General features: G+C 61.8%; 8 protein-coding genes. 6 read left to right on the forward strand and 2 right to left on the reverse strand.

Features of this window, described 5'->3' with window-relative positions:
- Window positions 1-434 precede the first annotated feature (434 nt).
- Window positions 435-2,387 carry a DNA (cytosine-5-)-methyltransferase gene (gene dcm / locus ACFY23_RS31595; RefSeq protein WP_350685453.1) on the forward strand — a complete coding sequence of 651 codons (1,953 nt, stop codon included), beginning with the start codon at window positions 435-437 and terminating at the stop codon, window positions 2,385-2,387.
- Between the two features lie 12 nt (window positions 2,388-2,399).
- Here the strand turns inward: dcm and ACFY23_RS31600 are convergent, their stop codons facing one another.
- Window positions 2,400-3,704: an ATP-binding protein gene (locus ACFY23_RS31600; protein WP_350685452.1), complete on the reverse strand. Its 1,305-nt coding sequence runs from the start codon at window positions 3,702-3,704 to the stop codon at window positions 2,400-2,402.
- A gap of 60 nt (window positions 3,705-3,764) precedes the next feature.
- A complete protein-coding gene (locus ACFY23_RS31605; RefSeq protein ID WP_350819762.1) occupies window positions 3,765-4,271 on the reverse strand; it encodes a very short patch repair endonuclease in 507 nt (168 codons plus the stop codon).
- A 950-nt stretch (window positions 4,272-5,221) separates the two neighbouring features.
- On the opposite strand from ACFY23_RS31605, the gene ACFY23_RS31610 reads away from it, so the two are divergent.
- From ACFY23_RS31610 to ACFY23_RS31630, 5 genes are all read left to right on the forward strand, one after another.
- The gene (locus ACFY23_RS31610; RefSeq protein ID WP_350685449.1) at window positions 5,222-6,808 is read left to right on the forward strand and encodes an ATP-binding protein; all 1,587 of its coding nucleotides are present in this window, start codon (window positions 5,222-5,224) and stop codon (window positions 6,806-6,808) included.
- Window positions 6,808-7,065, forward strand: coding sequence for a hypothetical protein (locus ACFY23_RS31615; RefSeq protein WP_350819764.1), 258 nt, complete (start codon window positions 6,808-6,810; stop codon window positions 7,063-7,065). Before ACFY23_RS31610 ends, ACFY23_RS31615 begins: the two co-directional genes overlap by 1 nt.
- Window positions 7,066-7,204: 139 nt before the next feature.
- Window positions 7,205-9,514, forward strand: a complete 2,310-nt coding sequence (locus ACFY23_RS31620; protein ID WP_350819766.1) for a Z1 domain-containing protein — start codon at window positions 7,205-7,207, stop codon at window positions 9,512-9,514.
- On the forward strand, window positions 9,514-10,503 hold the full coding sequence (locus ACFY23_RS31625; protein WP_350685447.1) for a PD-(D/E)XK motif protein: 990 nt from the start codon (window positions 9,514-9,516) through the stop codon (window positions 10,501-10,503). The genes ACFY23_RS31620 and ACFY23_RS31625 overlap by 1 nt, the downstream gene beginning before the upstream one ends.
- The gene (locus ACFY23_RS31630) at window positions 10,496-12,574 is read left to right on the forward strand and encodes an AIPR family protein (RefSeq protein ID WP_350685445.1); all 2,079 of its coding nucleotides are present in this window, start codon (window positions 10,496-10,498) and stop codon (window positions 12,572-12,574) included. Before ACFY23_RS31625 ends, ACFY23_RS31630 begins: the two co-directional genes overlap by 8 nt.
- The last annotated feature ends 867 nt before the right edge of the window (window positions 12,575-13,441 follow it).

A 13,441-nucleotide genomic window follows, 5' to 3' on the forward strand; every position in this document is an offset into this window, starting at 1 on the left:
ACCCGCTACGACAAGCTGGCAGTCCGGTTCCAAGCCATCCTCACCATCACCATCATCACCGAGTGGCTCTGACCGGCTTATGAAACACGCCTTAGGTCGGCCAGGATCTCCGCCTGATATGGGTACGGCTGCCGTCCAGACTGGCGATCTGGACCGGCGCCTCGCCGGGGCGCTCCCCCCGCTAAGCGCCTGCCGGACCCGCTCCGCGTCCCTTGTGGCGTCGTGGATAGTATGTGGCATTCGCCCTAATGGCGCGCATAGCAAGCAGATTCCGCTCCTGGTTGATCTGCCCCTTTTGTCCACTAAGCTTCCACATATGCGGTTGGCTGGTTGCCCATGTCAACGGTCGGGCTGACACCAGCGCTGCATGCTCCAGCGGTGTGTCGGGACGGGCTATCGTCGCGGCGGGAGACCGGGCGGTAACCTGCCTGATCGTGACCAGTGAACACCAGCGCGCCGCCGCACCTGTTCGTCGCCGTGGGTACGGAGTCAAGCTGGTTCGCGGTCCTTTCGTTCGTCTCGCTCCCCACCCTGACGCCTGCTCGGAGCCCGAGGAACTTCTTTCTCTAGCGTCAAGGCTCAGGGCAAACGGCGGCCGACTGGCCGCCGACCTGTTCAGCGGTGCTGGCGGTCTCAGCCTGGGTTTGGAAGCCGCCGGCTACCAGGTTGTGATCGCGGTGGACCACGACAATGAAGCAATAGAGACACACCGGCATCACCACGGCGGGATGAGCGTCGACTGGGACCTCGGAGACCCGGAGCGGGTCCGGCAGGTTGCTGAACTGATCAAGGCGACGGGAGTGGAACTCATCGCCGGCGGTCCTCCCTGCCAGCCGTTCTCCAAGGCTGGGCGCTCCAAGATCAGGCACCGTGTTCGGCATGGCCTGCGCGACCCGTACGACGAGCGCCGGGACTTGTGGCGCTCCTACCTTGAAATCGCTCGAATCGCCCGTCCTCAAGCTGTTCTCATGGAGAACGTGCCGGACATGGCACTGGACAAGGAGATGTTCATCCTCCGGACCATGGTCCATGAGCTGGAGTCTATCGGTTACTCGGTCGAGGAGCGCTCGGTCGAGACCTTCCGCTATGGCGTTCCGCAGTTCCGCCAGCGGCTTATCCTGGTGGCGCTCCGGGACGGCGTGGCGTTCACCTGGCCTCAGGAGCAGCGCGAGCGGGTGACCGTGTGGAATGCCATCGGGGACCTGCCGGAAGTGGAAGGCGGATGGCGTCCGGTGGGTGGTGCGGAGGGCTGGAGCGACTACGACCGACCGCACAGCGAGTTCCAGCGCCGCATGCGGAAATCGGTTCCTGCGGACGACGCGAATAAAGTTTTCGATCACATTACGCGGCCCGTCCGCGAAGATGACGCTCGTGCCTTTGAGGTCATGGACGCCACCACGCGATATCGGGATCTCCCGGACGACGTCAAGCGATACCGTGAGGACATCTTCGACGACAAGTACAAGCGGCTCGATGAGAACAACCTGTCCCGCACGATCACGGCACACATCGCCAAGGACGGCTACTGGTACATCCATCCGCGGCAAAATCGCACCATTACGATTCGTGAGGCGGCGCGGCTTCAGACGTTCCCAGACTGGTTCCGCTTCGCCGGGCCCCCATCGGCGGCGTTCCGCCAGATCGGCAACGCCGTCCCCCCGCTACTCGGGGAGCACCTCGCCGGTGCTGTCCGTGCAGCTCTGGACGATCCGCGACCGGTGCCCGCGACGACGCAGGACATCGCTGCGCTTCTCGCTGCGTGGTTCGACAGCGCCGCAGTCCGCGGACTTCCCTGGCTGAGGGCGGAGACCCGTTGGCAGGTTATTCAGGCCGAGATGCTTCTGGACCGCGCTCCGGCCGAGGTGGTGCGCTTCACCTGGCCTCTCTTGGCCCGTTGGCGTGAGCCACAGGAGACCGTCCTCGCGGAGGCTGAGCTGCTGGAGATCAGCAAGTGGGCCGGGCGGCCAGGCCGAGCTGGGGCAATTCTGGAATTGGCCGGACGGCTCGCCGACAACCCGGAGCTGCTTCAGGACGACGACCAGCTCCGCCAGGTCCCGGGGCTCAGCGAAGCGGTGGCTGACGTTGCGATTCTCGTGACTCCGGCCCACGGTGACGAGGACTCCGAGGAGCCTGTCCTCGTGACGAAGGGTGTGCTACGGGTAGCCGCGCGCTTCAGTGGTGATCCTGTCGACCGTCGAAACCGGCTCACGGATGGCCGTTTGGAAATCGCGCGAATGATCGGGGCTGACTTGGACGCCAGGCGGGCCCACCTAGGCTTGATCGAGCTGGCAAACAGCCTGTGCCGACCGGTGGAACCGGAGTGCAACGCCTGCCCGCTCCAGAAGCTCTGCGCCGAGTCGCGCGCGGACCCGCTACGGCTCTTCTGACTGGTCCGCGGTTCAAGGCTCCAGCCCCAGCGACTGGGCAATCTCCGGGGCCTCCTTGCGCAGCGTTGCTGCGATCCGCTGCCAGGCGGCCCACTCTCCGGACTGCATCGCCGCAGCTTTCAGAGCGAGTCCGGCAGTCGCCGCCGCCTGGGTCGCGGACCGCACGCCGGCGGCGGTGTTCAGGTCCGGAGGAACGGGCCTGTTCTTTACGCGCGCGCTCTTGCGGTAGGCGTCGTTGGCGTAGACGCACAACTCGTTAACCGGGGCCTCCAGCATCTGACGAAGCTGCGCCGGTAGCGAGACCCGCATCTTCGCGACGTTGATGTTGAAGGCCGAGTCGAGGTCGGTGCTGAAGTCGAGCGAGGCACGGGCCAACTTCGTATGCTCGTCGATGCCGCGAATGGCGTTCCAGCCACCCCACTGCACCAGCCGGTTGGCACGGTAGACGTACAGCCCTTGCTGTCGGTTCCAGTTCAGAGGCCCAGACAGCCGCTCGAATTCCGTCGGGCTAGAGAACCGGTCCCGGGGCGGCAGGATGAAACGACGCAGGTCAACATGACCGGACACATCACCGACGGTGATCTCGAAGCGCTGCGTGGGCAGCTCAGAACGGTTCTCCTCGTCAGGAGCGAACGGGTTCCACGGCCGAACCTTCTGACCGTTAACAGTGATGACGATTGGAGCCCGTCCGCCCCCTCCCTCAAGAAACCGATGAAAAACGATGCCTAGGTGCTCCGCCGTCTTCGTCGCCAGCGCTTCCAGACGCCGGCGGGCCCAGCCTCCCTCGGGGCGGTTCTCTGGGAGAACGCGGTCGAGGTTGCGCCACAGGACGACCGTTCCCGTCCCTTCGGCCAGCCACTGGCGAGCTCTGGCGATATCCGGGTCCGCGCCAGGATCGATCACCACCCACTGGTCCCACTCCTCGACGATGTCAAGGTCGAGGAGTCGGGCTGAGGTTCGCATGATGTCGGGGTTGCTCCGGGAAACCACGGCCACCGATCGGCACTGCGACAGGGAGGCGGTCTTCAGTCCGAGTCCATAGCGCCCGAGTTCACCGGCCTCATACGTCCGGCGTGTGCCCAGCCGAAGCCCTTCCAGCAGCGCCCCCGGAGACATCCCGCGCCCATCATCAGCGATGTACACCCGCGTCCTCGACCCAGCAAACTCGATCGTCACCTCCACCCGCGATGCGCCCGCAGCGACGCTGTTGTCGACGATGTCCGCCACCGCAGTCGGAAAGTCGTAGCCAATGTCGCGCAGTGAGTTGGTCAGGCGTGCAGCTGACGGTGCGACGTCGAACCACGTCTTGCCGGGCATGCGCCCACCTCCGTCGATTCGTCCTTGGCGAGGACCAGGATGTCACAACCTACGTCGCCATCATGAGGGAGGCTCCGCCGGCGGCCGTAGATGCCTCCATCTCTGCTCCAACTCCTCCGCCACGGCTGTAGGGTCCTCGTGTTCCCAGAAGTGCAGAACCTGCCAGCCCAGCGCCGTTAGCGCCGCGTCTTTCTCGCGGTCCCGTTCGACGTTTCGACGCAGCTTCGCCTGCCACCACTCACGGTTGTTCTTCGGCATCACCCCGTGCTCTGGACACTGGTGCCAGAAGCACCCGTCAACGAAGACCGCCAAGCGTGCTTTGGTGAAGACGATGTCAGGTCTTCCTGGCAGGGCAGGGTGGTTGATCCGGAATCTCAGACCGCGACGGTGCAGTTCTTGGCGGATGAGTAGCTCAGGCTTGGTGGAGGCGCGGCGGATCCGCTTCATTTGGTTGGAGACCGCTTTACTCAACGGAGCTGGCCGACGAGCGGTTGGCCCCCCAGAGCCGCTGGTCATCGCCATGTCCTCGCGCTCCGTCGCAGCGAACATGTTTGCTGCACGCGTCATCCCTATCAGTCGTGTCGGACAACCCTAGCTGTCAGATTCCGGACAGTTGCCGCTTCCATCGATGGAGCGGCAGCCTTCAGAGGCGGGAGGGTGCCTGGTTTGACGAGCCGTCACTGTGCCGCTGCTGCAGCTCACAGGGTTGGTCCTCTCCGTGCTGCCAGGTCATAGCCGGTCTTCGCTTCAGCAACTTGTTGGTCGGAGTTTTGAGTGCGACGAACCTCGTCCAGCTTGCCGGAAAGAGATGGGGGTCCCTCTGGCAGGACTCCTGCCGGTACTGTCCGGGGAATCTTGTGGGGAGGTGGGATCGATGGCTTCCCGGCTGAACGTACCGCCCGCGGTCGAAGCGGAAGGGGTGATCAAGGCCTTGCTGGCCGATTTGCGCTCCGGTGATTACTGTGGGGCGGTGGTCGACTCGCCGCCAGGGCCGACGAGTCGACCCTGTTGGTGCCCGCCGCCGAGGACAACAAGCCGTCCGAGCGAATCCGGGGCCACGAGGGGTCTGGGGCGGCACCAAGGTTGCCGACCTAGGCGGGCCGCCCGTCATCATCGGTACGACCGCCAAGTGGACCAACGCCGCTAGGGCTTCTGGCCGTGGGCGACCCTCGACGAGGTGTCCCAGTCGCAGGCTCGACTTTACGGTGTTGAGTAACCACTTGATACGCGAGAGCTGACCGATTCGCTTCGATCATGGGAACGGCTGTGCGGGAGATCGTGATTGTGACGCCACGATGGGCCCGCGCGGCCTTGTCCCATCGTGTCTGTACCGGCATCCCCCGGCGCAGGTTCAGCAAGCTGATTGCGGAACGGACCGGACCGGTACAGCCCAGCCGGAATCCCGGCTGCGGGAACGCTGCGGCGGTGACCCTCCACGCGCCCGGCGCCAGCCCCGGCCGCGGTCATTGATCGCCTATGGACACTGACGACATTCGGAACTACTCGTCCATGACAAAATGCCTGAACAGGGGACTGCAACAACCGCCCTAAAGATCATCATAGATGGCATGTGGGGTGGTTCAGGGACACGAGGGGGAAGCTTGCTAGGCGGAAACGTTCCCTCCGACGCCGGGAACTTCGGGTTCGAGGCGCGTCCGAGCGCGGCAAGCCTGATACAGAGTCTGCGCGACTTTGGCTACAGCTTGGAGACCGCCCTTGCCGACATCGTCGACAATTCGATATCTGCCGACGCGACGCGTGTCGAAATCTTCGCCAAGTTCGATGGACTCGACTCCGCCATCGGGATTTTGGACGACGGGCACGGCATGGGCGCTGAGCAACTGCAACTGGCGATGCGGCTCGCGAGCACTGGTCCCTCCGAAGGGCGCCAGCCCGACGACCTAGGACGATTCGGCATGGGCATGAAGACTGCATCGTTCTCGCAGTGCCGAAGGATGACGGTGCTGACAAGGCAATCGGAGGTCACCAGTACCGCCTGCTGGGACTTAGACGAAGTCAGCCGCCGAGACGAGTGGTACGTCAGCCGGCCCCCAGCAACCGAAGTCCCTTGGTCCGACCGCGTCGGCGAGACAGGGACGCTAGTGATCTGGCAGAATTTAGACCGGATCCTCAGCGGAACTGACGAAGGAAACGACTCTCGAACATTTGCACGGCGTATCTCCGAGGCCGCCAGTCATCTAGAGATGGTCTTTCACCGTTTCTTGGAGCGCGAGGGCAGTCATCGCACCATACGGATCGCAGTCAACAACCGAGAGCTCGTTGCGTTCGATCCTTTTGCGCGCAAGTACGCCGCGACCATCATCGGACCAATGGAGAAGATATGGACCAAAGCTGGCGTCGTAACGATTCAGCCATTCACTCTCCCGCATCACAGCAATGTGGGCCAAGACGCGTGGGAACGCCTAGGCGGACGGGATGGGTTTATCAAGAACCAGGGGTTCTACCTCTACCGGGCTCGTCGCCTGATCGTGTGGGGGACCTGGTTCGGTATCGCGAAGCAAACTGAAAGGACCAAGCTGACCAGGGTCCTACTCGATATCCCGAGTTCTCTGGACGAATCTTGGAAAATCAACGTCCTGAAGGCTAGTGCAGAGCCGCCGGACTACGTGCGACGCCGCCTCAAGACTCTGATTGAGGCGATTGTTGCGACATCGAAGCGAATCTACACACATCGGGGCGTCCGTCAAGCTGCGCTGGCAGAGATCCCGACATGGCAGCGAGTTCGCACCCGCGGCGGCATCCGCTATCAGATCAACTCCGAGCACCCGTTGATTCAGTCCGTGCTTGCGGACCTCCCAGCTGACCGTCGCACCCAGCTCCTGACCGTCCTGAACGTATTCTCGCGGACCCTTCCAATGGACAGCCTCCTGCATGATCTCAGTGATGCACCCGACCAGGTGAACGCCGCGTCGATCAGTGTCGAAGAGCTGAGCGAGATCACTCGCAGTACCGTCGCCTCGCTGCTTCAGCGCGGGCTCAGCTGGGTGCGTATTACGAGCATGCTGAAGTCATCCCCACCGTTCGACGCCAATTGGGACGAGACCGCAAAAATCGTCGACCAGATGATGATGGAGGAAGCTTAATGTCGGCCGAGCCTGGAGTGATCGACGCTCTAGACCGGGTGGTCACCGCCGAGCTGACAAGCTTGCCGGCGGACCAGCTTACTCCTCAGTTGATCCGTACAACGATCGATGATTTTAGGCTGCTGCCCAGATTCAAATCGATCTCGGACGATGATGCTGAACAACTCGCGCGTCTCCTTGAGACCCGTCATGCTGTGATCCTGACCATTGGGAGCGTCGTTAAAGGTAAAACACGAGCCCTGGCTTCCGGACGCTAAGGCGGCCATCGATCCTTACTATTGGCAGAGATACAGAAGGCTGCTGTCCCTGAAGGGTATGGGTGTCCCTGTCCTGGCAACCCTGGACGAAGTTTCCGACCGCACTCTCGGTTTGCTGGGAAATCCTCGAGAAGCTGGTGTGTGGGCTCGGAAGGGCCTGGTACTTGGTAACGTCCAGTCCGGCAAGACGGCGAACTACCTCGGACTGATTTGCAAAGCTGCAGACGCAGGCTATCGGGTAATCATCATCATCGCGGGGATCCACAACAACCTCCGAAACCAGACACAGTCCAGGGTTGACGAGGGGTTCATCGGCTTCGAAAAGGGAGCAGGAAAAAACAAGCTTGGCAAGGTTGTAGGCGTCGGCCGGATCGACCTTCAGCGTCGCCCTTCACACTTCACCAGCTCGACAAGGGACTTCAGTCAGGCCGCAGCCAGCCAGGTAGGCGTTCCACTGCAGAATCTGAACGAGCCTGCAGTGTTCGTTATCAAGAAGAATGCCAGCACTCTTGCCAACCTGACCCAGTGGCTGAAAACCAGCTTGCAGGGTGGTCGCATCAACTCCCCTCTTCTGCTGATCGACGACGAGGCAGACAACGCCTCGATCAACGTCAGCCAAGATCCCAACGCGGCGTCCACCATCAATGCGCAGATCAGAGAGCTTCTCGCCATGTTCGAGCGAAGTTCGTACGTGGGCTACACCGCCACGCCTTTCGCCAACATATTCATCGATCCTGAGAGCGATGATGAGATGCTTGGCCAAGACCTCTTTCCGCGCGACTTCATCGTCAGTCTGGACCCACCTAGCAACTACCTCGGCGCCAGAAAGGTCTTCCTTGAGTCGCCCGATGAGTTTTTGCGATCTATCAACGACTCCGAGGACGCCATTCCGATCAAGCACCGGATAACGCAAATCATCGAGGAGTTGCCGGACAGCCTGCGGTTCGCTGTCCGGGCGTTCTTGCTGGTCAGGGCAATCCGAATCCTGCGCGGGCAGGCATCGGAACACAACTCGATGTTGGTCAACGCGTCTAGGTTCACTCGAGTGCAGTCCCAGCTCCGGAATCACGTTCACTCGTATCTCGAGGAGCTGCAGAACGCGCTCCGCATCAGCGGCGCACTCGATCCGGTCGAAGCTCGTGCAGTGCCCGAGATTTTTGAACTCGAGAACACCTGGAAGGCCGAGTACGGCGAGGCTGGCCACCGGTGGGAGGACGTCCTCAAAGTTCTCCACGATGCCGCCGCGCCGATTCGCGTCGTCGAAGTCAACAACACGTCTGCTGGAAAGCTCAACTACAGCGACTTCGAGAACGGCCTCAACGTCATCGCGGTCGGCGGATTCTCTCTTTCCCGAGGTCTTACCTTGGAAGGCCTCAGCATCACGTACTTCCTGCGTAGCTCGGTAATGTACGACACGTTGATGCAGATGGGCCGCTGGTTTGGATACCGACCCGGTTACGAGGACCTCTGCCGGATCTGGATGCCGGAGGATGCGCAGGGATGGTACGCCCACATTGCCGAGTCGATTGAGATGCTGCGCGACGATTTGAAGGAAATGGAGGCCGCAGGCGCTACACCTGAAGAATTCGGTCTGCGGGTTCGAAGCCATCCAGATAGTCTCATCGTTACGGCGCGCAACAAAATGGGAACCGGTAAGCGCTTCGTCGTCAGCATCGGCCTCGGCGGTTCGCAAATCGAGACCACCCCAGTCTCCGCACGGGACTCGGACTACAATGTCCGGCGTGTCCGTTCACTTGTGACTGCGGTCCAAGCCTCCGGTGCAACACCGATTCAGCTCAGCGGAAGCTGGCTGTTTTCCGGTGTTTCGCCGGAACTTGTGGCGTCATTCGTGCGCGATTACAAGCCGGATCCGGGCTCGACCAAGACGCAGAGCGGACCCGTCGTCGCTTACATCGAAGAACGGGCTGCCTCCACACTTCGGAGTTGGGATGTCCTAGTAGTAGGGAAGCAGTACACCGCAAGGGAGCGGCCGATCGATTACGAGTTTCTGAACGATCTGCGTGTCGTTTATCAGGTGCGGTCTGCCGGGTCTCGCTCAAGCGGGAACACCCTGTACATCGGGAACAACCAAAAGGTGGCGTCACGGGGCATCGAGCGCGCTGGTATGTCGGACGCTCAGTGCAAGGCTGCGGAGGAGCACTACCGACGAGAAAACGCGTTGACGGGCGGGGATTCCGTGAACTATCCCGACCTTGCATACCGCCGTTTCCGCGGGAAGCCATTGCTTATGTTGCACCTAGTCCGCCTAACGACGTCCAGCGACGGCGGAGTGGCCAACCTGCCGCCTCTTGTGGCGGCGTGGGGGATCAGCTTCCCGCCGCCACCCTTAGGACATTCGGAAAAGCGAGTCGAGTTTGTGGTGAACACCGTCTGGTTCCGCGAACACTTCGGTGTCGACTCGGATGACGAGCTCGAGAGCGAGGACTGATGAGCGATCCCTGGGCGGGTCTGCGCCCTGCGGCCACGATGGGTACCGCCACAGCAGTCCGAGCCGATCCGGGCCACCGCTGGGACTGCTACTGGGCGAGGGATGCTAGGGGCCGCAGGGCCTGGACGATGTCCGTTCAAACGTCTTCGATCGGCGACGCGACACTGCCGGACCTGCGTGGTGTTGAGCTTTCTTTTGGAGACCCAGACAAGGCGGGCAAGGTGCATCTCTGGCTTGCTCTAAAGGATGCCGGGTCGACGGACCTATTCCACCGCCTCTGCGTCGACATCATGGAGGCGGCCGGCATGGCTCCTACCGAGCCGGACGCGGTCCGCAGGGTAATTGCCCGAACGTGGCGTTGGCATCATCTCATGCGCGGTGCTCCTTCACACACCCTCACGGACTCGGGGCAGAAGGGACTGGTCGGCGAGCTCAAGCTCATTGAGGCGCACCTGATTCCGTCGATCGGGGCTAAGGAGGCGGTAACGGGATGGTGGGGTCCGCTGGACGGGCCTAAGGACTTCGAGTTCGCTCCGACTGCCATCGAGGTGAAGACGCAGCGGGGCGGAGCCGTACCGGCTGTTAGCATCAGCTCCGAGCACCAGTTGGACCTTGCGTCGTTCGAAGCTCTCTATCTAGTGGTCTTCTCGGTCAACGAGATACCTCGCGAGAGCGCTGATGCGGCCACGCTCCACGGCTGGGTGAGTCGCTTGCGAGCCTGCTTCGAGGTGCGTGCGCCGTGGGCCAGTGACCTGCTGGAGTCTCGGCTGGCGGCCACTGGTTATCGGGAGGAAGATCCTTATACGAACATCTGGTCGATCGACGGGATGTCGATTTATCAGGTCAGTCCAGACTTCCCGAGAATCACTCCCGACATCCTTCGGCCTGGCGTCGATAGAGTCAGATATCAGATTGAGCTGAAAGAGATAGACGGCTTCGCCGTCACACTTGAGACGATGCTCTCCGATCTGGAGGCTGCCCGTGAATAAGGCGCTGGACATCTACCACAACCAGCTTTACCAAGAGGTCCTCGCGCACTCGGAAGCCACAGGCTCGTTTGCCGAGGACGCGTTCTTCGACGTCGTGACGGAATACCTGCTAACGGCTGGGGAGATCGAAACCGCCGATCGTGCGCCCTACCTGGGCATTCGCGGCGTCCGCGTCGATGGCTACGCCGGCGATCCTCGGGAAGTCGCCGGTGTGCTAACCCTGATCATCGTCGACTTCCGGCAGGCGGAGCGGCCGGAGACACTCACTGCAACCGACCTCCGCGCCATCAATAATCGTGCCCGCAACTTCATCCTCCGTTCGCTCGACCCTACCTTCAGGGACGGCTTGGAGCAGGCTCAGCCGGCGTTTGACCTCGCTGAGATGATTGCGACGACGTGGGCTGTCATCAACAAAGTCCGAATCATCGCGATTAGCAACCGGGTACTGAGCAGCCGGGTCGACAGTGTTCCAGCTGGCGAAATCAACGGCGTACCGATCACCCACAACGTCTGGGATCTCGCACGCCTGCACCGGTACGTCGACGCCGGGCGTGAGCGTGAGGAGATCGAGCTCGATCTGGTGAATGACCTTCCTGCTCCACTTCCGGCGCTCCGCGCTGCCGTGAAAGGGGCCGATTACGACGGCTACCTCGTAGTCATTCCGGGCGCTCAACTCGCGGCGATCTACGATCGATGGGGTACCCGTCTGTTGGAGCAGAATGTACGAGTCTTTCTGCAATCTCGTGGCTCGGTCAACCGAGGGATCAAGACGACGCTGGAATCTGCTCCGCAGATGTTTTTTGCCTACAACAACGGCATATCAGCCACAGCGGAGGCTGTGGAACTCGACTCTGACGGCGCCACTGCCCGGCTAACGAAGATCCGGAATCTCCAGATCGTAAATGGCGGCCAGACTACAGCTTCCATCCATGCGGCTTTCGTTAACAACGTCGACCTTTCTGACGTGTTCGTTCAGATGAAACTGTCAATCGTCGATTCAGGCAGTGCGGCCGAGGTTGTACCGAAGATCTCAGAGTACGCAAACAGCCAGAACCGCGTCAGTCAGGCGGACTTCTTCTCCAATCACCCCTTCCATGTCCGGATTGAGCAGTTTTCACGGCGTGTCTACGCTCCATCACCAGATGGATCGCTGAAGCAATCTAAGTGGTTCTACGAGCGAGCGCGCGGACAGTACCTAGACGCTAGGTCTGGACTGACAGCAAAGAAGCGGAAGGAATTTGATCTCGAGTATCCCCGGGAGCAACTCTTTGGGAAGACCGAGCTCGCGAAGTACTCCATGGCTTGGGCTGAGCAGCCTCACATCGTAAGCAGGGGCGCTCAGCGGAACTTCGCAGCCTTTGCCGCCGACGTATCGAAGAAGTGGGAAGATTCGGCCGACTACTTTTCCGAGTCTTACTATCGTGCGGCGATTGCCAAGGCGATCGCATGGAAGACCCTCGAATCCCTGGTTCCTAAACAAGATTGGTACGAGGGTGGGTACCGAGCGAATATTGTCGCGTATGCGATCGCGAAGCTAGCCTTTGATCTGAGGCGTCTTGGCCGCGCCTTCGACTTCGAGGCTGTATGGCGGGAACAAGCTCTGCCCTCGACCGTCAGAGAAGGTCTCTTGAAGGCCAGTAGAGTTGTCTTGGCGGTCCTGCAACATCCCGAGGGGAACCGCGCGAACGTCACTGAATGGGCCAAACACGAAGACTGCTGGAGGGCCGTCAGCAAGGCTCACGTGGATTGGCATCTCGCCTTGCAGGGGGCGACCATCGAGGGCCGCGAAGCCTCTGCGCGCGCTAGCGACGGCGCACAGGACCAGCGCATCCTCAATGGCATCGCGGCTCAGACTACCGTCGTTACTGCAGGCAAAACCTTCTGGCAGGACGTTCTCAGATGGGGGCGAGAACGCCGCCAGGTCAGCCCTAAGGAGGTTGGGATTCTTAACGTGTGCGGTGCCCTACCGATCAAGATCCCTACCGAGGCTCAGAGTTTGGTCGCGCTTGAGACCTACGGCCGGCTACGCGAGTTGGGGCTGCCGGTGGAGCTGCCGCAAGATTTTCGGTAGCGGTCAGTCCGGCGGCTTGGCGTACGTAGGAGCGTCGCCAGGCTCGACGGCGCCGGCCGCTGCGACACCGGAATGGACCACGATTATCGGAAAGGAAGAACCTGATGCGTGGTGCCATCATGCACGATCCACGCGGGCTCACGGGTGACTGGGCCCCGTACATGCCCGAGCCCTTGATCGACGCCGCGCCGGCCGGCTTCACGGCTCCCGACCGTACTGATCGAGGTCGCCGAGAGCTCTCCCGAGCGCCTAGCGTGGACGTGGTCCTCAAGATTGCGCGGTCATCTATGTCGGTCCGGACCGGCAACCCGCGCGACTGCCTGCGGCAGCACCTGACCGGCAATCGCGAGCCGTCGCTCCTTGTGAGTCACGGGCGGCGATCGCGCGGGCTTTACGCCACCCCCATCGCGGATGCTCGGCGGAATCTGCCGTAGCCTGGCCCGCAGCACTTCATCGGCATTAAGCTGTCGGCTGCGGGTCTGCGGATGTGCACAGCGGTGCTGCCCGACCACCCGGTACGCCCGGCGCTGCGCGACTCCAAAGCGCTGCTGCAACATCGTCGCGGCACGGCGACAGCGCTGCGGACTCACCAGTTTCCCCGGTTCCACTCCTTGAGCATGTCAATGGGCGAGCGGGTGCTGGGCGACGGTTCTCCCGCCCCAAGTCCTTGAGCCGCTTGGCGTCGTCCGGCTTCCATCCCGCCGTACCGGGCCACCCACCGATACCAGGTCGGCTCCGAGATCACCAGTTGCTTACGAACTTCGGGCAGGGCCTAGTAGTGCTTTGTTAGGTCGGTGATCGTCGTTTTCGACGGACGATTCTGATCTTGCGTCTGCAGGTGGGGCATGCGCCGGTCCAGGTGGCGAG

Origin of the sequence: Micromonospora sp. NPDC000121, assembly GCF_042899165.1 — a bacterium.
Classification (GTDB): domain Bacteria; phylum Actinomycetota; class Actinomycetes; order Mycobacteriales; family Micromonosporaceae; genus Micromonospora.

What these genes read in the sequence shown, in the direction of transcription:
- ACFY23_RS31615 (WP_350819764.1), top strand. Translation starts at nt 6,808, where the DNA reads ATGTCGGCCGAGCCTGGAGTGATCGACGCTCTAGACCGGGTGGTCACC.
- ACFY23_RS31600 (WP_350685452.1), bottom strand. Translation starts at nt 3,704, where the DNA reads ATGCCCGGCAAGACGTGGTTCGACGTCGCACCGTCAGCTGCACGCCTG.
- ACFY23_RS31625 (WP_350685447.1), top strand. Translation starts at nt 9,514, where the DNA reads ATGAGCGATCCCTGGGCGGGTCTGCGCCCTGCGGCCACGATGGGTACC.
- ACFY23_RS31610 (WP_350685449.1), top strand. Translation starts at nt 5,222, where the DNA reads ATGCCTGAACAGGGGACTGCAACAACCGCCCTAAAGATCATCATAGAT.
- ACFY23_RS31605 (WP_350819762.1), bottom strand. Translation starts at nt 4,271, where the DNA reads ATGACGCGTGCAGCAAACATGTTCGCTGCGACGGAGCGCGAGGACATG.